Origin of the sequence: Micromonospora sp. MA102, from assembly GCF_025460765.1 — a bacterium.
Taxonomy (GTDB): domain Bacteria; phylum Actinomycetota; class Actinomycetes; order Mycobacteriales; family Micromonosporaceae; genus Micromonospora; species Micromonospora halotolerans.
Genome location: NZ_JAMWEG010000002.1, coordinates 59,445 through 80,553 on the forward strand (window position 1 = coordinate 59,445; position 21,109 = coordinate 80,553).

A 21,109-nucleotide genomic window follows, 5' to 3' on the forward strand; every position below is an offset into this window, starting at 1 on the left:
CACCCCGGCACGCCCCGCGTCCGGAGGGATCCCGGCCCTCAGTCTCCGGCGGGCACCCAGGCCGCGGGCCGCTTCTCCCGGAACGCGAGGACGCCCTCCCGGCCCTCCTCGGAGAGGAAGTACCCGGTGGAGAGCGCGGCCAACTCGGCGATCTCGGCCCGCAGGTCGGTGGCGGCCGGCCGGCGCAGCAGCTCCTTGGTGCCGGCGAGCGCCTTCGGCGCGCCCTTCACGAGCGAGGCGCGGTAGCGCGCCACGGCGTCGTCCAGCGCGTCCGCCGGCACGGCGGCGGTGACCAGGCCGATCTCGGCGGCCCGCCGGCCGTCGAAGGTGTCGCCGGTCAGGTACAGCTCGGCGGCGGCCCGGGGGTGCAGCCGGGGCAGCACGGTCGCCGAGATCACCGCCGGGATCACCCCGATCCGGACCTCGGTGAAGGCGAACGTCGCCTCCTCGGCGCAGACCGCCAGGTCCGCGGCGGCGATCAGGCCCAGCCCGCCGGCCCGTGCCGGCCCGGCCACCCTCGCCAGCACCGGCTTCGGGCACTCCCGCACCGCGACCAGCACGTCGCCCAGCATCCCGGCCGGCACGCTCCCGCTGGCGTACGCGGCGGCGGTCTCCTTCAGGTCGGCCCCGGAGCAGAACACCGGGCCGGTGTGGTCCAGCACGACGGCCCGGACCGCGTCGTCGGCGACCGCCGCGGCCAGCCCGGCCAGCAGCTCGGTCATCAGCGGGGTGGAGAGCGCGTTGCGGTTGTGCGGGCTGTCCAGGGTGAGGGTGGTCACCCCACGGGCCGTGGCGACCCGCACGAGAGCGTCCGGAGAGGTCATGCCGGGCACACTAGTGGCCATGCCCGGCGTCCTTCCAGAAGGCGAACCCGTCCCGCGCGACGGGGCGCTGCCCGCTGCCGCCCGCCGCGCCGTCGGCGCGCGCGGCTTCGGCGTGTACGTGCACGTCCCGTTCTGCGCCAGCCGGTGCGGCTACTGCGACTTCAACACCTACACGGCGGCCGAACTGGGCGGCGGGGGCAGCCGCGAGACGTACGCCGACACCGTGCTGGCCGAGCTGGCCCTCGCCGGCCGGGTGCTGGGCGACACCCCGCCGCCCCGGGTCGACACCGTCTTCGTCGGCGGCGGCACGCCCACCCTGCTCCCCGCCGACGACCTGGCCCGGATCCTCGACGGCATCGACCGCACCTGGGGGCTGGCCGCCGACGCCGAGGTGACCACCGAGGCCAACCCCGAGACGGTCAACCCGGAGTCGCTCAGGACGCTGCGGGCCGCCGGCTACACCCGGATCTCGCTGGGCATGCAGTCCGCGGCGCCCGGGGTGCTGGCGATCCTCGACCGGCAGCACAGCGCCGGCCGGGCCACCGCCGCCGCGCTGGAGGCGCGGGACGCCGGGTTCGACCACGTGAACCTGGACCTGATCTATGGCACGCCGGGGGAGTCGGCCGAGGACTTCGCCGCCTCGCTGGACCAGGTGGTCGCGGCGGGGGTGGACCACGTCAGCGCGTACGCCCTCATCGTGGAGGACGGCACCCGGCTGGCCGCGCGGATGCGCCGCGGTGAGCTGCCGTACCCCAGCGACGACGTGGCGGCGGACCGGTACCTCGCGGCGGAGGCGGCCCTCACCTCGGCCGGCTTCTCCTGGTACGAGGTCTCCAACTGGGCCCGCTCCGACGCCGGCCGGTGCCGGCACAACCTGCTCTACTGGACGGGCGCCGACTGGTGGGGCCTGGGCCCGGGGGCGCACAGCCATGTCGGCGGGGTGCGCTGGTGGAACGTCAAGCACCCGACCGCGTACGCCCAGCGGCTGGCCGCCGGGGAGTCACCCGGCCTGGCCCGGGAGGTGCTCACGCCGGACGAGGCGCACATGGAGGACGTGATGCTGCGGCTGCGTCTCGCCGAGGGGCTGCCCCTGTCCGGGCTCGACGAGGCGGGCCGGGCGGGGGCCGAGCGGGCCCGGGCCGGCGGCCTGCTGGACGACGGCGCGTACGCCGCCGGGCGGGCGGTGCTCACCCTGCGGGGCCGGCTGCTGGCCGACGCGGTCGTCCGGGACCTGCTGCCCTGACCGCGCCGGCCGGCCCCCAGAGGGGGGAGCCGGCCGGCGGGCGGGTCACTTGATCAGGCTGGCCGACATCGGGTAGCGGTAGAGCTGGCCCTCGTTGGCCTTCACCCCGGCCAGGATGCCGAAGATGATGCCGATGATCATCGCGCCGAGAGCGATCACGAAACCGATCAGGATGCAGGCGAGAATCCAGCCGACCACCGCGATGATCGACCAGATGAGCTGGAAGTTCAGCGCGGCGATCGCGTGCGCGCGGACGGTCGGCGACTGGTTGCCGCGGGCGAGCAGGGCGACCAGCGGGGCCACCCAGCCGAGCACGCCGCCACCGACGAACATCCCGGCCGCCCCGCCGAAGTGCGCTACCAGGGCCCAGGTCTTGTCGTCGTTGTTGGCGTAGCCGGCGGGCGGCCCGTAGGAGCCGCCGCCCGGGTAGCCGCCACCCGGCGGGGGATAGCCGCCGGGGGGTGGGTAGCCGCCCGACGGCGGCTGGCCGCCGGGAGGTGGGGGATAGCCGCCGGGCGGGGGATAGCCGCCCCCGGCCGGTGCCCCGGACAGTGGTGCGGTGGGTGGTTCGCCGGCCGGCGACGAGCCGTACGGTGCCGACGGCGGGGTCGGCTCCGGCGGCGGTGCGCCGGAGTCCCCCGCTCCGGGAGGGCGAGGAGGTTCAGTCATGGACGTCACGGTAGGTCCCGGGGGCAAGGGCGCACCAGAGCGAGATCGCCCGGGATGTCCGGCTGTTCGGCCCTGGCGGGTCCGGTGTGCGGCGGGCCGCACCGGAGGTACGTCGCTGATCATCGCGTCGGCGGGTCGGCCGACGTAGACTGGCACTCGCTACAGTCGAGTGCCAGACGCCCGGCGGACGCCGCGCGCCGGGGCGGACGAGGTGCGTCAGGAGGTGGGGAGATGGGTCTCGACGACCGCAAACTCGCCGTGCTGCGCGCGATCGTCGAGGACTACGTCGCCACACAGGAGCCGGTCGGCAGCAAGGCCCTGGTCGAGCGCCACCAGTTGGGTGTCTCCCCGGCGACCGTCCGCAACGACATGGCGGTGCTGGAGGAGGAGGGCTACATCCGGCAGCCGCACACCAGCGCGGGCCGGGTGCCCACCGACCGCGGCTACCGGCTGTTCGTCGACCGGCTCTCCCGGGTCAAGCCGCTCAGCCCGGCCGAGCGCCGGGCGATCGAGCGCTTCCTGGTCGGCGCGGTCGACCTGGACGACGTGGTGCACCGCACGGTCCGCCTGCTCGCCCAGCTCACCCGGCAGGTCGCCGTGGTGCAGTACCCGAGCCTGGCCCGCTCCAAGGTGCGCCACCTGGAGCTGGTGCCGATCTCCACCACCCGGCTGATGGTCGTCATGATCGCCGACACCGGCCGGGTCGAGCAGCGGCTGGTCGAGATGCCCGGCCCGATCCCGGCCGAGGACGTCACCCACCTGCGCCGCCTGGTCAACGAGAAGCTCGTCGGCAGTCGGCTGTCCGACACCCCGCCGCTGGTGCAGGCCCTGGTCGACGAGTCGACCCCGCAGCTGCGCCCGGCCATGGCCACGCTCTCCACCGTGCTGCTGGAGACCCTTGTCGAACGGCACGAGGAGCGCATCGCGCTGGCCGGCACGGCCAACCTCACCCGGGGCGGCCTGCTCGACTTCCAGGGTTCGCTGCGCCCGATCCTCGAGGCGCTCGAGGAGGAGGTCGTGCTGCTCAAGCTGATCGGGGAGGCCGAACCGAGCACCACCCGGGTGCTCATCGGCGACGAGAACGAGATCGACAACCTGCGCGCCGCCTCGGTGGTCAGCACCGGGTACGGCCCGGGCAGCACGATCGTGGGCGGTCTCGGCGTGCTCGGCCCGACCCGGATGGACTACCCCGGCACCATCGCCACGGTGAGGGCCGTGGCACGCTACGTGGGCGAACTGCTGGCCCAGAACTGACCAGTCAGGACCGACGGCCGGCTCCGGCCGCCGACCGGCGCAACGCGAGACGAACATGAGGACACCGAACGCAGTGGCCAGGGACTACTACGGCATTCTCGGCGTGAGCCGGGACGCCTCCGACGACGAGATCAAGCGCGCCTACCGCAAGCTGGCGCGGCAGTTCCACCCGGACGTCAATCCGGACCCGGAGGCACAGGAGAAGTTCAAGGACATCAACGCCGCGTACGAGGTCCTCTCGGACGATCGGAAACGGCAGATCGTCGACCTGGGCGGCGACCCGCTCGCCCCGGGCGGCGGGGGCGCGGGTCCGGGTGGTCCGGGCGGCGCCGGCCCGTTCGTCGGCTTCCAGGACATCATGGACGCCTTCTTCGGCGGGGCGGCGGGCGGCAGTCGTGGCCCGCGGCCGCGTACCCGGCCGGGCGCCGACGCGATCCTGCGGCTGGAGCTGGACCTGAACGAGACGGCGTTCGGCGTCGAGGCGCCGATCACCGTCGACACCGCCGTGCTCTGCACCACCTGCTCCGGCGCGGGCACCGCGGCGGGCACCCACCTGGCCACCTGCGAGGCGTGCGGCGGCCGGGGCGAGGTGCAGTCGGTGCAGCGGACCTTCCTCGGCCAGGTGGTCTCGGCCCGGCCGTGCACGGTCTGCCAGGGCTACGGCACCACCATCCCGCACCCCTGCCCGACCTGCGCGGGCGACGGCCGGGTGCGCACCCGGCGCTCGCTCACCGTCAAGATCCCGGCGGGCGTCGAGGACGGCATGCGGATCCGGCTGGCCCAGCAGGGCGAGGTCGGTCCGGGCGGCGGCACCGCCGGCGACCTCTACGTGGAGATCCACGAGCGGCCGCACGACGTCTACTCCCGCAAGGGCGACGACCTGCACTGCCGCGTCACCGTGCCGATGACCGCGGCCGCGCTCGGCACCCGGCTGACCATCAAGACCCTGGACAGCGAGGAGACGGTCGACGTCAAGGCGGGCACCCAGCCGGGCAGCACGCTGCGGCTGCGGGCCCGGGGTGTGCCGCACCTGCGCGGCACCGGCCGGGGCGATCTCTACGTCCACCTCGACGTGCGGACCCCGACCAAGCTCGACGCAGACCAGGAGCGGATGCTGCGCGACTTCGCCAAGACCCGCGGCGAGGAGGTCGCCGAGCTGACCAAGCAGGGCGGCTTCTTCTCCCGGATGCGCGACGCCTTCAACGGGCACGCCTGAGGTGTCGGCGCCGCTGTTCCTGGTCGAGGCGCTGCCCACCGGTGACACGCTGACGCTGGACGGCCCCGAGGGGCACCACGCGGCCACCGTGCAGCGGCTGCGCCTCGGCGAGGAGCTGCTGCTCGCCGACGGACGGGGCGGCACGGCCGGCGCCGTGGTCACGGCCGTCGGCAGGGGCACCCTCGACCTCCGGGTCACCTCCCGGGGGTACGCCGACGCGTCCGTCCCCCGGCTGGTCGTGGTGCAGGGCATCGCCAAGGGTGACCGGGGCGAGCTGGCCGTGCAGGCGATGACCGAGGTCGGCGTGGACGAGATCGTCCCCTGGGCGGCGTCCCGCTCGGTGAGCCAGTGGCGCGGCGAGCGGGGCGTACGCGCCCGGGAGAAGTGGGCGGCCACCGCCCGGGAGGCGGCCAAGCAGGCCCGCCGCCCGTGGCTGCCGGTGGTGGCCGGCACGCCCGACGAGTCGACCACCACGGTGGCCCGGCGGATCTCCGGCGCGGCGGCCGCGTTCGTCCTGCACGAGGAGGCCGCCGAGCGGCTGACCACCGCCCCCCTGCCGGACACCGGCGAGATCGTCCTGGTGGTCGGCCCCGAGGGCGGCATCGCCCCCACCGAGCTGGCCGCCTTCACCGAGGCCGGCGCCCGCCCGGTCCGCCTCGGCCCGTCGGTCCTGCGCACGTCGACGGCCGGGGTGGCCGCGCTCAGCGTGTTGTCCGCCCGCCTGGGCCGTTGGTAGACCGGCCGGTCCTCCACCGCCGCGGGTCCGTCGGGCGGGGGTCAGCTGCGCAGGTAGGAGGCGCCGTTGAGGTCGATGATGGTGCCGGAGGCCCATTCGGCGTCGGGACTGGCCAGCCAGTGCACCGCCGCCGCGATCTCCTCGGGGCGGGCCACCCGGTGGAACGGGGACTGGGCGCGGATGGCGTCGCCCCGGGGGCTCTTCAGGTGCTCGTTGGTCATGTCGGTCTCGACGAAGCCGGGGGCCACGCACGCCACCCCGATGCCGTAGGGCGCCAGGGCCACCGCGAGGGACTGCGCCATCGCGTTCATCCCCGCCTTGCTGGCCCCGTACGCCGGGTTGGCCGGCTCGCCCCGGAACGCGCCGCGGGAGGAGACGTTGATGATCCGGCCGCCCCGCTCGCGCATGTGCTGGGCGGCGCACCAGGCGGCGTTCGCCGCGCCGAACAGGTTGGTGTCCAGCACCTCGCGCCACCGCTGCCGCCACTGCTCGTAGCTGCTCTCGAAGACCGGGTGCGGCGGGTCGGCCGGCCCGAACACGCCGGCGTTGTTGACCAGGACGTCGAGGCCGCCCAGGTCCCGCGCCGCCTCGTCCACCATGGCCCGGACCGCCTCCGGGTCGGCGAGGTCGGCGCGCACCACCACGTGCCCGTCGCCGGGCAGCTCGGCGCGCAGCGCCTCGGCCAGCTCCGCGGAGTCCCGGTGGTGGACGGCCACCCGGTCCCCGCCCTCCGCGAACGCCCGCGCCACCGCGCGGCCGATGCCGCGCGAGGCCCCCGTCACCAGTACCGCCCGAGAAGTCACGCGGCACATCATGCCTGAGCCGGTACGGGACGACTTACCATGCCCCGATGGGAACCGACTGCCTGTTCTGCCGGATCGTCACCGGGGAGATCCCGGCCACCATCGTCCGCGAGACCGCCACCACGCTGGCGTTCCGGGACATCGACCCGAAGGCGCCCACCCACGTGCTGGTGATCCCCAAGGAGCACTACGCGGACGTGGTCACCCTGGCCCAGGGCGATCCCGGGCTGGCCGGTGAGCTGCTGGGCACCGCCGCCGTGGTGGCCGAGGAGGAGGGGCTGACCGTGGACGGCTTCCGGCTGATGTTCAACACCGGCCCGTACGGCGGCCAGGAGGTCTTCCACGTGCACGCGCACCTGCTGGGCGGCGCACCGCTCGGCCCGATGCTCTGCCGCTGACGCGCTGCCTAGACTGCCTGCATGATCACGGTGCATGACCGGCTCGGCCGGATGGTGCGGCAGGCGCAGGCCCACGGGCGGATCCCGGCGGTCTCGGCCGCCCTGCACCGGGCCGACCGGCCGCTCTGGACCTGCACGGTCGGCGGGACCGGCAACGACACCGCGCTCGGGCCGGAGTCGGTCTTCCGGATCGGCTCGGTCACCAAGACCTTCACGGCGGTGCTGGTCATGCAGTGCCGCGACGACGGGCTCCTCGACCTGGACGACCCGATCGGGCGGCACCTCGACCTGCCGGCACACGGCGAGCTGACCGTCCGCCGGCTGCTGTCGCACACCGCGGGCCTGCAGCGCGAGCCGCACGGCGACGTCTGGGACAGCCTCCACGCGCCCGACGTGAGTGAGCTGCTCGCCGACCTGGCCCGGGTGGAGCGGGTGCTGCCCGGCGGCCGGCGGTTCCACTACTCCAACCTCGGCCTGGCCCTGCTCGGCGAGGCGGTCGCCCGGCTGCGCGGCGGCACCTGGGCCGAGGTGCTGGCCGAGCGGGTGCTCGTCCCGCTCGGGCTGACCGCCACCGGCCCCACGCCGGGCGAGCGGGCGGCGACCGGGTTCCTGGTCGACGCGTACTCCGACGAGGCCCGTCCGGAGCCCCCGACCGACTTCGGCGCGGTGGCCCCCGCCGCGCAGCTCTGGAGCACCGCGCCGGACATGGCCCGCTGGGCCGCCTTCCTGGCCGACCCGGCCGCGCTGGACCCGGCGGGCGCGGTGCTCGCGCCGGCCACCCTCGACGAGATGCGCTGGCCGCTCACCACCACCGACGAGACGCTCTGGGCGGGCGGCTTCGGCCTCGGGCTGATCCTGGTGCCGCAGGCGGAGCGGGTGATGCACGTGGGGCACGACGGGGCCATGCCCGGTTTCCTGGCCGCCGTCTACGGCCGGCGCGGCGGGGACGGCACGGCCGGCGCGATGGGCTGCGCGGTGCTCGGTTCCTCCGGCACCGGCGTGGAGGTCTTCGAGCTGCCGCACCGGCTCCTCGCCGCCGCCGCCGAGCACGACCCGGCCGACGTCGAGCCGTGGCGGCCCGGCGCGCCCGCCCCGGAGCACCTGCGTGGCCTGCTCGGCCGGTGGTGGGGCGAGGGCTTCGAGTACGTCTTCGCCTGGCACGACGGGGCACTGCGGGCCCGGGGCGCGGACGACCCGGCCGGCAAGCCGCCCGCGGTGTTCGCCCCGGTGCCGGACCGGCCCGACGTGTTCCGCACGGTCGCCGGCCGGGAGGTGGGCGAGCTGCTCCGGCTGACCCGGGACGAGCGCGGCGCGGTGGTCCGCATGCACTGGGCCACCTACCGCTTCACCCGGCACCAGGAGACCTTCGAGGGGTACGACTTCCGCGCCGGCGGCTGATCTTCCGGGCGCCGGCGGAGGGTCCGTTCCGCCGGCCGGCGCCGGGCGGAAATGGGCGCGGTGCCGCGGGTGTTGACCCGATACGATGGGAGTCACGACCGCCGCGCCAGCAGGGCCCGGCGCCGAGTTCGAGAGCAGGTGGCGTAGGGCCCGTCGGCCCGACCTATGACCGGCACTCCACCTCCCGGCCCGCCCCGGGTGCAGACCAGGATCACGGTCCCCGACCAGAAGATCATGGTGAACCTGCTCGGCGCGGGCGACGAGATCCTGCGGCTCGTCGAACGCTCGGTCAACAGTGACGTCCACGTGCGGGGCAACGAGATCACCATCACCGGCGCGCCCGCCGACAACGCCCTCGCCGAGCGTCTCTTCAGCGAGTTGCTCGAACTGATCGAGAAAGGCGAGACCCTGACCACTGATGCAGTCCGGCGTACCGTCGGGATGCTCGAGCAGGGCGGCGCCGAGCGGCCCGCCGAGGTCCTGACGCTCAACATCCTCTCCCGGCGCGGGCGCACCATCCGTCCCAAGACCCTGGGCCAGAAGCGCTACGTCGACGCCATCGACGCGCACACCATCGTCTTCGGCATCGGGCCGGCGGGCACGGGCAAGACCTACCTGGCCATGGCGAAGGCCGTCCAGGCGCTCCAGGCCAAGCAGGTCAACCGGATCATCCTGACCCGGCCGGCGGTCGAGGCGGGTGAGCGGCTGGGCTTCCTGCCCGGCACCCTGAACGAGAAGATCGACCCCTACCTGCGCCCGCTCTACGACGCGCTGCACGACATGCTCGACCCGGAGTCGATCCCGAAGCTGATGGCCGCCGGCACCATCGAGGTGGCGCCGCTGGCCTACATGCGGGGCCGCACCCTCAACGACGCGTTCATCATCCTCGACGAGGCGCAGAACACCACGCCCGAGCAGATGAAGATGTTCCTCACCCGGCTCGGGTTCAACTCCAAGATCGTGGTCACCGGTGACGTCACCCAGGTCGACCTGCCCGGCGGGACGACGAGCGGCCTGCGGGTGGTCCGGGAGATCCTGGGCAACGTCGAGGACGTGCACTTCGCCCAGCTCTCCAGCTCCGACGTGGTACGCCACAAGCTGGTGGGCGACATCGTCGACGCGTACGCCCGCTGGGACGCCGAGCGGGAGAACCAGCAGGCGCAGAGCGTGCACGCCGTGCCCGGGCGGACCGCCCAGGGCGGCCGTGCCGGCCGACGCCGCTAATCCGACAGAGGAAGACAGTTGTCCATCGAGATCGCCAACGAGTCCGGCGCCGACGTCGACACCGACGCCGTGCTCGCCGTCGCCCGGCACGCCCTCGACGAGATGGGGGTCAACCCCCTCGCCGAGCTCTCCGTGCTGCTGGTCGACATCGAATACATGTCGGAGCTGAACCACCGCTGGATGGGTGGCGACGGCCCGACCGACGTGCTCGCCTTCCCCATGGACGAGGGCAGCGTCGACCACGGCCCGGGGGAGAGCTCCCCGGCCGGCGGTGAACCGGCCCTGCTCGGCGACATCGTGCTCTGCCCGGAGGTGGCGGCCAAGCAGGCGGCCGCCGCCGGGCACACCACCGCCGACGAGCTGCACCTGCTCACCGTGCACGGCGTGCTGCACCTGCTCGGCTACGACCACGCCGAGCCGGAGGAGGAGCGGGAGATGTTCGGTCTCCAGGCCCGGCTGCTGGCCAGCTGGCGGTCGACCCGATCGCAGTGACCACCACCCTGGCGGCCGTCGGCGCCCCCGCCGGCCTGCCCGATCTCACCCTCCTCGTCGTCGCGGCGGGGCTGGTGGTGCTCGCCGGCCTCATCGCGATGACCGAGGCCGCGCTGGCCGCCGTCTCGCCGGCCCGGGCCGCCGAACTGGCCCGGGACGGCGCGCGGGGCGCGCGTACCCTCCAGGCGGTCGCCGGCGACGTGGTCCGCCACCTCAACCTGCTGCTCCTGCTCCGGCTGCTGGCCGAGCTGACCGCCACCACGCTGGTCGCGCTCGTGGCGGTGGACACCTTCGGCGCCGGCTGGCGGGCCGCCCTGGTCACCGCCGGGGCGATGGCCGTGGTCAGCTTCGTGGTGGTCGGCGTGGCGCCGCGCACCCTGGGCCGGCAGCACGCCTACGCGGTGGGCCGCGCGGTCGCGCCGCTGGTGCGCTGGCTGGGCCGGGCGCTCAACCCGCTGGCCTCGCTGCTCATCCTCATCGGCAACGCGGTCACCCCGGGGCGCGGCTTCCGCGAGGGGCCGTTCGCCACCCAGGTCGAGCTGCGGGAGCTGGTCGACCTGGCCGAGCAGCGCGGCGTGGTCGAGCACGGCGAGCGGCAGATGATCCACTCGGTGTTCGCGCTCGGCGACACCATCGCCCGTGAGGTGATGGTGCCCCGGACCGAGATGGTGTGGATAGAGGATCGCAAGACCCTCGCGCAGGCGCTGGCGCTCTTCCTGCGGTCCGGCTTCTCCCGCATCCCGGTGATCGGCGAGAACGTCGACGACGTGCTCGGCGTGCTCTACCTCAAAGACCTGATCCGGCGGATTCAGGGCGCCCCGGAGGCCCGGCAGACGCCGGTGGCCGAGCTGATGCGCCCGGCGACCTTCGTGCCCGAGTCGAAGCCGGTCGACGACCTGCTCTCGGAGATGCAGGCGGCCCGCAACCACCTGGTCATCGTCGTGGACGAGTACGGCGGCACCGGCGGTCTCGTCACCATCGAGGACATCCTGGAGGAGATCGTCGGCGAGATCACCGACGAGTACGATGTCGAACGCCCGCCGGTCGAACGCCTGGCGGACGGGGCCGTGCGGGTGACCGCCCGGCTGCCGGTGGAGAATCTGGGCGAGCTGTTCGACACGGACCTGCCCACCGACGAGGTGGAGACGGTCGGTGGCCTGCTCGCCCAGGCGCTCGGCCGGGTGCCGATCCCCGGTTCCGGGGCCCAGGTGGCCGGGCTGCGGCTGATCGCCGAGGGCACCACCGGGCGGCGCAACCGGATCGACACCGTGCTGGTCAGCCGGGTCGAGCCGGGCGACGCGCCGGACCGCGCGGGGCACGGCGAGCAGGCCGATCCCCGTGGCAACCAGAACCGTTCCGAGGAGAGGCAACCCGCCGATGCCTGAGTCACCCGCCGTGCCGGCCGCCCGGCCCACCCCGTCCGACCCGGGCGAGCTGAGCGCCGAGGACGGCAAGCTGGTCGTCCTGGCCCGGGGCGCGCGGGGCCGGGTCGGCGCCGTGGAGGGCGCGGCGGTCCGCGACCAGGACGGCCGGACGTACGCGGCGGCCAGCGTGGCGCTGCCGTCGCTGGCCCTGACCGCGCTCCAGCTCGCGGTCGCCTCGGCGGTGGCCGCCGGCGCGAGCCGGCTGGAGGCCGCCGTCGTGGTGACGGAGGCCTCGACGCTGGACGGCGCGGGGCACGCCGCGGTCCGGGACCTCGCCGCCGACGCGCCGATCCACGTGGCTTCGCCGGACGGCACCGTCCTCGGCACGGTGGTCGAGTGACCGAGGTCCAGCAGCGTCCCTACCGGGCGGGCTTCGGCTGCTTCGTCGGCCGGCCGAACGCGGGCAAGTCGACGCTGACCAACGCGATCGTCGGCACCAAGATCGCAATCACCTCGAACAAGCCGCAGACCACCCGGCACATCATCCGGGCGGTGCTGCACCGGCCGGAGTCCCAGCTCGTGCTGGTCGACACCCCGGGCCTGCACCGGCCCCGCACGCTGCTCGGCGAGCGGCTGAACGACCTGGTCCGGGAGACCTGGAGCGAGGTCGACGTGATCGGCCTCTGCATCCCGGCGAACGAGCCGATCGGGCGGGGCGACCGGTTCATCACCGGCGAGCTGGCCAGCCTGCGGGCCACCGTGCTGGCCGTGGTCACCAAGACCGACCTGGTGGACAAGAAGCGGCTGGCCGAGCAGTTGCTCGCGGTGAGCGAGCTGGGCGATTTCGCCGACGTGGTGCCGGTGAGCGCCGTCTCGGGCCACCAGGTGGACACGCTGGTCGACGTGATGACCGGCTACCTGCCGGAGTCGCCGCAGCTCTACCCGGACGACATGCTCACCGACGACCCGGAGCAGGTGCTCGTGGCCGAGCTGGTCCGGGAGGCCGCCCTGGAGGGCGTCCGGGACGAGCTGCCGCACTCCATCGCCGTCGTGGTCGAGGAGATGATCCCCGAGGGCGGCGTCACGAAGATCTACGCCGACGTGTACGTGGAGCGACCGAGCCAGAAGGCGATCGTCATCGGTCACCGGGGCAGCCGGCTCAAGCAGGTGGGCATCACGGCCCGCCGGCAGATCGAGGAGCTGCTCGGCACCCGGGTCTACCTGGACCTGCACGTCCGGGTCGCGAAGGACTGGCAGCGCGACCCGAAGCAGCTGCGCAAGCTCGGCTTCTGACCGGGTACGCCCCGACCGCCGGTCCCGGATCCCGGGGGCCGGCGGTCCGCGTTCCGGCGGGTGCCGGCCTGGTCGCGATCGGTCGGCTTTGTGCGATGTTTCACTTTTGACCCCGGGTCCCGCACCGTTTCGTCCGGCCGAGTCGGAGGGTAGGGAGGCGTTGCTCCCTGCCCCCGACGCCCCCGCGAGCTGATGCGAAACCGCTATCTCGACCTGCTCCGCTCCCTGGCCATCGTGCGCGTCGTCGTCTACCACGTCACCGGATGGGCGACGCTGACCCTGATCTTCCCGGCCATGTCGGTGATGTTCGCGCTCGCGGGCTCGCTGATGGCCGCGTCGCTGGACCGGAGCGGCGTACCGGCCGTGGCCCGGCGACTGCGCCGGCTGCTGCCGTCGCTCTGGGTGCTCGCCCTCGTCTTCGTGCCGGCCATGCTGCTCACCGGGCTGGCGCTCACCCCGAAGGTGCTGCTCTGGCTCCTTCCGGTCAGCGACCCGCCGGCCAACTACTGGGGCGGCCTCGCGCTGAGCCCGATCTGGTACCTGCGGGACTACCTGTGGTTCGTGCTGGCCTCGCCGGTGGCCCTGCGGCTGTTCCGCCGGGCCCCGCTGCCCACCCTGCTGGCCCCGTACGCGCTGCTCGCGGCCATCGAGTTCGGTGTGCTGGCGAACCCGCCGACCGTGTTGCGCGAGTTCGGCCTGTACTTCGGGGCCTGGCTGCTCGGCTTCGCCCACCACGAGGGCCTGCTGCGCCGTACGGCCGACCGGGTGCTCGTCCCGCTCGCGCTCGCCCTCGGCGCGGCCGGGCTGGGCTGGATCTTCACGCATCCCGGCCCACGCGGCCACGACCTGAACGACATCCACCTGGGCAACGCGCTCTGGTCCGCGGCGTTCATCCTGGTGGCGATCGGCCGGGCGCCGGCCGGGGCGGCCTGGGTCGACCGCACCCCGGTGCTGGGCCGGGCGGTCACCGTGCTGAACCGGCGCGCGCTGACCGTCTACCTCTGGCACATGCCGTTCGTGGTGGCGCTCACCCCGCTGGTCGACGTGGTCGGCTGGTCGCACCAGGACCTGCTCGGGCTGGCGATCCGGGTGGCGCTGGTGTTCGCGCTGGTCGGCGTGGTCACCCTGCTGGTCGGCTGGGTCGAGGACCTGGCCGCCCGGCGTGCCCCGGAACTGGTGCCGGGACGCCCCCGGCGGAGCCTGGCCGGGCGGGCGGCGGCCGCACCGGCCAGCCCGGCGCCCGCCGGCGCGGCCCACGACCTGGCGGCCGTCGGCGCCCGGGTGCCGGGCCCGCGCCGCGCGCCGGAGCGGTCCGGCCGCGTCCCGGGCTGACCCGCGGCCGGCCTCAGCGCTGGGTGACCGTCACGTTGCCGCTGCTGGCGGAGACGTCGAGCAGCAGGGGCGCGCCCGGGTCGTTCAGCACGGCGAGGTTGGTGTCGCCGGACTTGGCGTCCGCCCGCACCCGGTACCGGCCCTCGGGCACGGTCAGGTCGACGTCGCCGCTGGTTGCGTGCAGCCGGGCCGCGGCCGCCTTGTCCAACTCGACGACGAGGTTGCCGGAGGTGGCCTCCGCGTCCACCCCGGCGGCGAGCCGGCGGGCGGTGATGTCGCCGGAGGAGGCGCGCAGCCGGACCGGGCCGGTGGCGTCGACCACCTCGATGTTCCCCGAGGTGGTGGCGGCACGGACCTCGCCACGGGCCTCGGTCACGTTGATGTCGCCGGAGTTGAGGGTGAAGTCCACCGGGCCGACCCGGTGCAGCATGACGTTCCCGGAGCTGGTCTCGCCGCGCACCGTCACGCCCTCCGGGGCGGTCACCTCCCAGGAGACGGTGCACCGGGCGCCGCAGTCGCTCGGCAGCACCAGCTCGTCGCCCTTGATCTCGTAGCGGGTGTTCGGCTCCCCGCCCTGGTAGCGGACGATCCGCTTGATGCGCACCTGGTCCCCCGGACCGGTGGCCCGGATCGTCACGTCACCCGCGCCGCCGGACGGCACGGTGATCCGGGCGATCTTCGCTTGCTCGGTCTGGTCGTAGTCGAGGCGGCGGAACGACAGGGTGTCGCACCCGGCGAGGACGATCAGGGAGGCGGCCGCGGCGGCGGCCACGGCGGTCCGGTGCAGAGCCATGGTCAGGACGCTACGACCGACCCTCCGGGCGGCACATCCGGGTCCGACCGCCGATCCACCCCGAGGAGACCCTGATTTCGCACCCCGAGGGAGAATGGGCCGATGGCCGGATACCGCCGACAGCTCTACCGCGACGACGCGGTGGTGCTGCGTGTGCAGAAGCTGGGGGAGTCCGACCGGATCATCACCCTGCTCACCCGGCGGCACGGCCGGCTGCGCGCGGTGGCCCGGGGCGTCCGGCGGACCACCAGCAAGTTCGGCGCCCGGCTGGAGCCGTTCGGGCACGTCGACCTCCAGCTCGCCGGCGACCCCAAGGGCAACCACGGCAGCTCGCTGCACACCATCAGCCAGGCCGAGGGGATCGACCTCTTCGGCAAGCGGTTCCTCGGCGACTACCCCCGCTACACGGCGGCCAGCGCGATCGCCGAGACCGCCGAGCGGCTCACCCCGATCGAGCGGGAACCCTCGCTGCGGCTGTTCCAGCTCACCCTCGGCGCGCTGCGCTCGCTGGCGACCGGCGACCACGCCACCACGCTGGTGCTCGACGCCTACCTGCTGCGCGGCATGGCCTTCGCCGGCTGGGCGCCGGCGCTGACGGCCTGCGCGGTGTGCGGCACCCCGGGGCGGCACCGGGCGTTCTCCGTGCCGGCCGGGGGTGCGGTCTGCCCGGACTGCCGGCCCCCGGGCGCCGCCCACCCCGCCCCGGCGACCGTCGAGCTGATGTCCGCGCTGACCACCGGCGACTGGGCGTACGCGGACGCGACCGAGTCCGGCGTGCGCCGCGAGTGCAGCGGCCTGGTCGCGGCGCACCTCCAGTGGCATCTGGAACGCGCGCTACGCTCGCTGCCGCTGGTCGACCGGGGTGCCCCGGCGTCCGGCGCGGTCCCGCCGCCCGGCGGCGCGGGGCCGGGTGTGGTCCCGCCGCGCACCGGAGGCGGGCCCGCCGCCGCTGGTGTGAACAGGGAGATAACCGAGTGATCCGATCGATGAGGGCCGGCCGGCGCGAGCCGGTGCCACCGACTCCGCACCCCTCCGGCGCCCGGCCCCCGGCGCTGCCGGCCGAGGCGCTGCCCCGGCACGTCGCCGTGGTGATGGACGGCAACGGCCGCTGGGCCAAGGAGCGCGGGCTGCCCCGGACCAAGGGTCACGAGCAGGGGGAGCACAGCCTCTTCGACACCATCGAGGGCGCGATCGAGCTGGGCATCCCCTACCTGTCGGCGTACGCCTTCTCCACCGAGAACTGGCGCCGCTCGCCGGACGAGGTCCGCTTCCTCATGGGCTTCAACCGGGACGTCATCCGGCGGCGCCGCGACCAGCTCGTCGACCTGGGCGTCCGGGTGGTCTGGTCCGGCCGGGCCGGGCGGCTCTGGAAGAGCGTCATCTCCGAGCTGCAGACCGCCGAGGAGATGTCCCGGGGCAACTCGACGCTGACCCTCCAGTTCTGCGTCAACTACGGCGGTCAGGCGGAGATCGCCGACGCCGCCGCGGCGATCGCCCGCGACGCGGCCGCCGGCCGGATCGATCCGGGCAAGGTCACCGAGAAGACCATCGCGAAATACCTCTACCACCCGGAGGTTCCCGAGGTGGACCTCTTCCTCCGCCCGTCGGGGGAGCAGCGCACCTCCAACTTCCTGCTCTGGCAGACCGCCTACGCGGAGCTGGTCTTCCTCGACACCCTCTGGCCGGATTTCGACCGCCGCCACCTCTGGTACGCCTGCGAGCTCTACGCGCAGCGGGACCGCCGCTTCGGCGGCGCGCTGCCCAACCCGGTGGCTCCCGGGGCCTGAGGTCACGCTTACCGACGCCGCCCGCTGGGTATCAATCTGGACAGCAGGCAGATAGCGGAGGTGAACCCACATGATTCAGAAGCGGATTGCCCAGTGGGCGGTCATGGCGGTCGCCGTGCCGCTGGCGGCGGCCGGCGCGCGCCGGCTCAGCCACACCCTGGAGGCCCGTCGCGGCCCGAGCGGGGTGAGCCGACTGCTCACCAAGGGCGCCGACATGCTGCGCCCGCAGAAGGCCAAGCGCCGTCGGTTCTGGTGACGTCCACGGCCCGCCGCGACGCCGCGGCGGGCCGTCTCGCGGGCGCCCCGCATCCGGCTTTCCGGCCGGGGGCGGGGCGTCCGCGCGTACGATCGGCGCAGGGCGCGCCGCCGGGACGCGCCCGGCCACGCGGGGGTGGGGGATGTACGATCTCCGGTTCAAAATGATCATGGCGTTGAACGCGGCGGACCTGGGCAGCCCGATCTGTGAGCAGGTCGCCCTCATCTGCGCGGAGATCGCCGAGCAGCACTGCGCCGAACTCGGCCACACGCCCGCCGTCCGCGCCGGGGAGATCGCCGAGCTGAGCACCGGCGAACCGGCGCTCACCTGGGCGCCGACCGACACCGGGCAGCGTGCCTGGTGACCGCCACGGCGCCGGCTCCGGCGGTGGACGTCCGCCGGGCGGGGGACCGCTTCTTCACCCGGTTGTCCTGGCTCGACTCCAAGCACTCCTTCTCGTTCTCCCGGCACTACGACCCGGCCAACACCCACCACGGGCTGCTGCTGGTCAACAACGACGACGTGGTGCGACCCGGCACCGGCTTCGAGACCCACCCGCACCAGGACATGGAGATCGTCACCTGGGTGCTGCGCGGCTCGCTGGTCCACCAGGACTCCACCGGCCACTCCGGCGTCATCTACCCCGGCCTGGCCCAGCGGATGAGCGCCGGCACCGGCATCCTGCACTCGGAGAAGAACGACTCCTGGCGCCTGGAGAACACCGCCCCGCACCGCGACCCGGTGCACTTCGTGCAGATGTGGGTGCTCCCCGACGAGGAGGGCATCGACCCGGGCTACGAGCAGCTGGAGATCGGCGACGAGCTGCTGCGGGGCGGCCTCGTGCCGGTCGCCTCCGGGATGGACCGGTACGACGGCGCCTCCGCCATCCGGATCCGCAACCGGTACGCGACGCTGCACGCCGCCCGGCTCGGTCCCGGCGACACGGTGAACCTGCCCGACGCGCCCTTCCTGCACCTCTACGTGCCCGCCGGCGCCGTGACCCTGGAGTCGGCCGGACGGCTCGACGAGGGCGACGCGGCCCGGATCACGATGGCCGGGGGTCAGCGGGTGACCGCCGACGAGCCGGCGGAGATCCTGGTCTGGGAGATGCACGCCACGCTCGCCTGAGCGCGCTCACGCCTCCACTTCGGAGCGGTCGCCCGCCCACCGGGTGTGGAACGTCCCCTCCCGGTCCACCCGGTGGTAGGTGTGCGCGCCGAAGTTGTCCCGCAGCCCCTGGATCAGCGCGGCCGGCAACCGCTCGGCGCGCAGCGCGTCGAAGTACGCCAGCGACGACGAGAAGGCCGGGGTGGGCACGCCCGCCCGGGCCGCGTCGGCCACCACCCGCCGCCAGGCCGGGACCCCGGCGCCCACCCGGTCGGCGAACCAGGGGGCGACCAGCAGCGTGGGCAGGTCCCGCTCGGTGTCGTACGCCTCCCGGATCCGGTCCAGGAAGCGGGCCCGGATGATGCAGCCGCCCCGCCAGATGGTGGCCGTGCCGCCCAGGTCGATGTCCCAGTCGTACTCGCGGCTGCCGGCGTGGATGTGGTCGAAGCCCTGCGCGTACGCGACGATCTTGCTGGCCAGCAGCGCGCGCCGGACGTCCTCGACGAAGGTGTCCCGGTCGTCCACCTGCCACTTCTCGCCCGCGTCGGGAAACGCGCGGCGGGCGGCGGCGCGCTGGTCGGCGTGCCCGGACAGCGACCGGGCGAAGGTGGCCTCGGCGATGCCGGTGATCGGGATGCCGAGGTCCAGCGCGCTCTGCACGGTCCACCGGCCGGTGCCCTTCTGCTCGGCCTGGTCGAGCACCACGTCCACGAAGGGCCGGCCGGTCGCGGCGTCGGTGTGCCCGAGCACGTCGGCGGTGATCTCGATGAGGAAGGACTCCAGCTCGCCGCCGTTCCACTCCCGGAAGATCTCCGCGATCTCCGCGGGGCTCGCCGACAGGCCGGCCCGCAGCAGGTCGTACGCCTCCGCGATGAGCTGCATGTCCGCGTACTCGATGCCGTTGTGGACCATCTTCACGAAGTGGCCGGCGCCGTCCGGGCCGATGTGCCGGCAGCACGGGACGCCGTCCACCTGGGCGGCGATCTTCTCGAAGATCGGGCCGAGCTTCCGGTAGGACTCGGCCGAGCCGCCCGGCATGATGCTGGGCCCGCGCAGCGCGCCCTCCTCGCCCCCGGAGACGCCGGTGCCGACGAAGTGCAGCCCGTGCCCGCGCAGCGCCTCCTCCCGGCGGCGGGTGTCGGCGAAGTGCGCGTTGCCGCAGTCGACGACGATGTCCCCCTCCTCCAGCAGCGGGACCAGCTCGTCGATCACCGCGTCGGTGGGGGCGCCCGCCTTCACCATGACGATCACGGCGCGGGGGCGCTCCAGCGAGGCGACGAAGTCCGCCATGGATTCCGACGGCACGAAGGCGCCCTCGTCACCGTGTTCGGCGACCAGGCTGCGGGTGCGTTCGGGCGAGCGGTTGTGCAGCGCCACGGTGAAGCCGTTGCGGGCCAGGTTCCGGGCCAGGTTGCGGCCCATCACCGCCAGACCGGTGACCCCGATCTGCGCCGTCGCCTGCTGTGCCATGCGTACCGCCACCCCTCGTCTCCGGTGCCCGTGCTGCGACCGTATCGCGGGTGGCGCGGGGCTGGGCCGGGATGTCGACGGCGGGTGAGGGGGCAGTGGCGGTGCGTTCCCGGCCCCTCGACGGCGACAGCGCGGTAATTCGGATGCGGGGCGGCGCGGCGGTGGGTAGCGTGCGGTCATGCGTAACTGACGCCCACCTCTCGAAGGCCCGGTCCACCGTGCGTACCGCCGTGGACCGTGCGCCCCGGGCGTCCGCATCCTCCCGTCACCGTCGGTGGCGTGGTGTTCCTGGCCGGACCCGCCCGGGTGTTTCCCGCTCGCCGTGCCCATGGGTGCCCGACAGTCAGGAGGCAGCGTATGCCCGCCAAGCGCAGTCCGAAGAAGTCCGCCAAGCCCGCGCCGTCCCCGGTGGATCTCACCCCGCCGGATCTCGACGCGCTCACCGTGGCGCCGGCCGCGCCGGTGGCCCTGCCCGGCCGCGCCGACGCGCCGCCGCCACCGAAGGCCGGCCCGCCCGCCGGCCGGGAGGCCCGGCTCGCCGGGCGCAGCCAGCGCGCCGGTCAGACCCGGTTCTACGCCTTCCGGCGCAGCTGACCGGTTCGGGTGTCGCGGCAGGTCATGCCGCGACACCCCCGGCCCGCCGCCGCGTCAGCCGATCAGCGGGCGGAACGTGCCCAGCACCACGCTGACCGTGAGCGCCGCCCCGGCGGCCAGCGCCGCGCCGGCGACCAGCAGGGCGTCCGCCCGGGTGAAGCGCTGCCGCCGGGCGACCGTGCGCGGGGTGCCGGCGTCGAAGCCCCGGGCGTCCATGGCGACGGCCAGCCGGGTGCCGCGCCGGATCGCCCCGACCAGCAGCGCGAACGCCGTCGACCCGAACAGCCTCAGCTTGGCGATCGGGTTGCGGCCGGCGTCCACGCCCCGGGCCCGGCGGGCCAGGCTGATCATCCGCCACTCCTCCTCCAGCAGCGGCACCAGCCGGAACGCGGCAAGCGCGCCGATGGCGAACCGGGCGGGCGCCTTCGCGTTCTGGATCAGCGCGTCGGCCAGGTCGGTGGGGTCCGTGGTCGCGAAGACCAGGATCCCGGGCAGCGCCACGGCGAGCATCCGCAGCACCAGGCCCAGCGCGGTGACCAGCACGCCCTCGGTGACCAGGACCGGGCCGGCCTCGACCAGCACCCGGCCGGAGCGGTCGGCGGCGAAGAGCACCAGCGTGACCAGGATGCCGCCGGCGCCGGCCAGGAGCGGCCAGGCCCGCCGGGCGAGCACCCGGTAGCGGACGCCGAACAGCGGCAGCACCGCCAGCTCGACGGCGATCGCGATGGCCGGGGCCACCGGGTCGAGGGTGGCCACCAGGATCAGGGTGAAGACCAGCGCGGCGGCCAGCTTCGCCACCGGGTTGCGCCGCGCCAGCGGCGCCCCGGCCGCGGCGACCGGCTCCACGCTGATCACC

At 74.4% G+C, this 21,109-nt stretch carries 24 protein-coding genes; 18 read left to right on the forward strand and 6 right to left on the reverse strand.

The window, feature by feature from the left end:
* Nucleotides 1–38: 38 nt before the first annotated feature.
* Nucleotides 39–824: an enoyl-CoA hydratase-related protein gene (locus NFX44_RS03615; RefSeq protein WP_262282053.1), complete on the reverse strand. Its 786-nt coding sequence runs from the start codon at nucleotides 822–824 to the stop codon at nucleotides 39–41.
* A gap of 19 nt (nucleotides 825–843) precedes the next feature.
* Here NFX44_RS03615 and hemW point away from each other — a divergent pair, with 19 nt between their 5' ends.
* Nucleotides 844–2,067, forward strand: coding sequence for a radical SAM family heme chaperone HemW (gene hemW, locus NFX44_RS03620; protein WP_262282569.1), 1,224 nt, complete (start codon nucleotides 844–846; stop codon nucleotides 2,065–2,067).
* A gap of 45 nt (nucleotides 2,068–2,112) precedes the next feature.
* Here hemW and NFX44_RS03625 read toward each other — a convergent pair whose 3' ends face one another.
* On the reverse strand, nucleotides 2,113–2,736 hold the full coding sequence (locus NFX44_RS03625) for a DUF4870 domain-containing protein (protein ID WP_262282054.1): 624 nt from the start codon (nucleotides 2,734–2,736) through the stop codon (nucleotides 2,113–2,115).
* Nucleotides 2,737–2,967: 231 nt separating this feature from the next.
* Here NFX44_RS03625 and hrcA point away from each other — a divergent pair, with 231 nt between their 5' ends.
* The 3 genes from hrcA (at nucleotide 2,968) to NFX44_RS03640 (ending at nucleotide 5,942) form a co-directional block, all read left to right on the forward strand.
* Nucleotides 2,968–3,990, forward strand: coding sequence for a heat-inducible transcriptional repressor HrcA (gene hrcA / locus NFX44_RS03630; RefSeq protein WP_262282055.1), 1,023 nt, complete (start codon nucleotides 2,968–2,970; stop codon nucleotides 3,988–3,990).
* A 73-nt stretch (nucleotides 3,991–4,063) separates the two neighbouring features.
* Nucleotides 4,064–5,206: a molecular chaperone DnaJ gene (dnaJ, locus tag NFX44_RS03635; RefSeq protein ID WP_192579915.1), complete on the forward strand. Its 1,143-nt coding sequence runs from the start codon at nucleotides 4,064–4,066 to the stop codon at nucleotides 5,204–5,206.
* 1 nt (nucleotide 5,207) lies between these two features.
* The gene (locus NFX44_RS03640) at nucleotides 5,208–5,942 is read left to right on the forward strand and encodes a 16S rRNA (uracil(1498)-N(3))-methyltransferase (protein ID WP_262282056.1); all 735 of its coding nucleotides are present in this window, start codon (nucleotides 5,208–5,210) and stop codon (nucleotides 5,940–5,942) included.
* A gap of 41 nt (nucleotides 5,943–5,983) precedes the next feature.
* Here NFX44_RS03640 and NFX44_RS03645 read toward each other — a convergent pair whose 3' ends face one another.
* Nucleotides 5,984–6,745, reverse strand: a complete 762-nt coding sequence (locus tag NFX44_RS03645; RefSeq protein ID WP_315974562.1) for an SDR family oxidoreductase — start codon at nucleotides 6,743–6,745, stop codon at nucleotides 5,984–5,986.
* Nucleotides 6,746–6,792: 47 nt separating this feature from the next.
* Between NFX44_RS03645 and NFX44_RS03650 the strand changes: the two genes are divergently transcribed.
* The 8 genes from NFX44_RS03650 to NFX44_RS03685 all read left to right on the forward strand — a co-directional run bounded on the left by NFX44_RS03650 (nucleotide 6,793) and on the right by NFX44_RS03685 (nucleotide 14,246).
* On the forward strand, nucleotides 6,793–7,143 hold the full coding sequence (locus NFX44_RS03650) for a histidine triad nucleotide-binding protein (RefSeq protein ID WP_262282057.1): 351 nt from the start codon (nucleotides 6,793–6,795) through the stop codon (nucleotides 7,141–7,143).
* Nucleotides 7,144–7,164: 21 nt separating this feature from the next.
* Nucleotides 7,165–8,541 carry a serine hydrolase gene (locus NFX44_RS03655; protein WP_262282058.1) on the forward strand — a complete coding sequence of 459 codons (1,377 nt, stop codon included), beginning with the start codon at nucleotides 7,165–7,167 and terminating at the stop codon, nucleotides 8,539–8,541.
* 165 nt (nucleotides 8,542–8,706) lie between these two features.
* Nucleotides 8,707–9,765, forward strand: a complete 1,059-nt coding sequence (locus NFX44_RS03660; protein ID WP_262282059.1) for a PhoH family protein — start codon at nucleotides 8,707–8,709, stop codon at nucleotides 9,763–9,765.
* Nucleotides 9,766–9,783: 18 nt separating this feature from the next.
* Complete coding sequence (ybeY, locus tag NFX44_RS03665; RefSeq protein WP_262282060.1) at nucleotides 9,784–10,257, forward strand: rRNA maturation RNase YbeY; 474 nt, start codon at nucleotides 9,784–9,786, stop codon at nucleotides 10,255–10,257.
* Nucleotides 10,233–11,642, forward strand: coding sequence for a hemolysin family protein (locus NFX44_RS03670; protein WP_262282571.1), 1,410 nt, complete (start codon nucleotides 10,233–10,235; stop codon nucleotides 11,640–11,642). The genes ybeY and NFX44_RS03670 overlap by 25 nt, the downstream gene beginning before the upstream one ends.
* Complete coding sequence (locus tag NFX44_RS03675; protein WP_262282061.1) at nucleotides 11,635–12,021, forward strand: cytidine deaminase; 387 nt, start codon at nucleotides 11,635–11,637, stop codon at nucleotides 12,019–12,021. The genes NFX44_RS03670 and NFX44_RS03675 overlap by 8 nt, the downstream gene beginning before the upstream one ends.
* Nucleotides 12,018–12,914, forward strand: coding sequence for a GTPase Era (gene era / locus NFX44_RS03680; protein WP_262282062.1), 897 nt, complete (start codon nucleotides 12,018–12,020; stop codon nucleotides 12,912–12,914). Before NFX44_RS03675 ends, era begins: the two co-directional genes overlap by 4 nt.
* 192 nt (nucleotides 12,915–13,106) lie before the next feature.
* Nucleotides 13,107–14,246, forward strand: a complete 1,140-nt coding sequence (locus NFX44_RS03685; protein WP_262282063.1) for an acyltransferase — start codon at nucleotides 13,107–13,109, stop codon at nucleotides 14,244–14,246.
* 13 nt (nucleotides 14,247–14,259) lie between these two features.
* Here the strand turns inward: NFX44_RS03685 and NFX44_RS03690 are convergent, their stop codons facing one another.
* The gene (locus tag NFX44_RS03690) at nucleotides 14,260–15,039 is read right to left on the reverse strand and encodes a DUF4097 domain-containing protein (RefSeq protein ID WP_262282064.1); all 780 of its coding nucleotides are present in this window, start codon (nucleotides 15,037–15,039) and stop codon (nucleotides 14,260–14,262) included.
* A gap of 102 nt (nucleotides 15,040–15,141) precedes the next feature.
* Here NFX44_RS03690 and recO point away from each other — a divergent pair, with 102 nt between their 5' ends.
* The 5 genes from recO (at nucleotide 15,142) to NFX44_RS03715 (ending at nucleotide 18,210) form a co-directional block, all read left to right on the forward strand.
* Nucleotides 15,142–16,017 carry a DNA repair protein RecO gene (recO, locus tag NFX44_RS03695; protein ID WP_262282065.1) on the forward strand — a complete coding sequence of 292 codons (876 nt, stop codon included), beginning with the start codon at nucleotides 15,142–15,144 and terminating at the stop codon, nucleotides 16,015–16,017.
* An 8-nt stretch (nucleotides 16,018–16,025) separates the two neighbouring features.
* Nucleotides 16,026–16,826, forward strand: coding sequence for an isoprenyl transferase (locus NFX44_RS03700; RefSeq protein WP_262282572.1), 801 nt, complete (start codon nucleotides 16,026–16,028; stop codon nucleotides 16,824–16,826).
* Between the two features lie 70 nt (nucleotides 16,827–16,896).
* Nucleotides 16,897–17,082: a hypothetical protein gene (locus NFX44_RS03705; protein WP_109943664.1), complete on the forward strand. Its 186-nt coding sequence runs from the start codon at nucleotides 16,897–16,899 to the stop codon at nucleotides 17,080–17,082.
* A 163-nt stretch (nucleotides 17,083–17,245) separates the two neighbouring features.
* On the forward strand, nucleotides 17,246–17,446 hold the full coding sequence (locus NFX44_RS03710) for a thioredoxin reductase (RefSeq protein WP_262282066.1): 201 nt from the start codon (nucleotides 17,246–17,248) through the stop codon (nucleotides 17,444–17,446).
* Nucleotides 17,443–18,210 carry a pirin-like bicupin family protein gene (locus NFX44_RS03715; protein ID WP_262282067.1) on the forward strand — a complete coding sequence of 256 codons (768 nt, stop codon included), beginning with the start codon at nucleotides 17,443–17,445 and terminating at the stop codon, nucleotides 18,208–18,210. The genes NFX44_RS03710 and NFX44_RS03715 overlap by 4 nt, the downstream gene beginning before the upstream one ends.
* A gap of 6 nt (nucleotides 18,211–18,216) precedes the next feature.
* On the opposite strand, the gene gndA is transcribed toward NFX44_RS03715, so the two are convergent.
* Nucleotides 18,217–19,659 carry an NADP-dependent phosphogluconate dehydrogenase gene (gndA, locus tag NFX44_RS03720; RefSeq protein ID WP_262282068.1) on the reverse strand — a complete coding sequence of 481 codons (1,443 nt, stop codon included), beginning with the start codon at nucleotides 19,657–19,659 and terminating at the stop codon, nucleotides 18,217–18,219.
* Between the two features lie 357 nt (nucleotides 19,660–20,016).
* On the opposite strand from gndA, the gene NFX44_RS03725 reads away from it, so the two are divergent.
* Complete coding sequence (locus NFX44_RS03725) at nucleotides 20,017–20,253, forward strand: hypothetical protein (protein WP_262282069.1); 237 nt, start codon at nucleotides 20,017–20,019, stop codon at nucleotides 20,251–20,253.
* A gap of 54 nt (nucleotides 20,254–20,307) precedes the next feature.
* Here NFX44_RS03725 and NFX44_RS03730 read toward each other — a convergent pair whose 3' ends face one another.
* Nucleotides 20,308–21,108 carry an energy-coupling factor transporter transmembrane protein EcfT gene (locus NFX44_RS03730; protein WP_262282070.1) on the reverse strand — a complete coding sequence of 267 codons (801 nt, stop codon included), beginning with the start codon at nucleotides 21,106–21,108 and terminating at the stop codon, nucleotides 20,308–20,310.
* Between the last annotated feature and the right edge of the window lies 1 nt (nucleotide 21,109).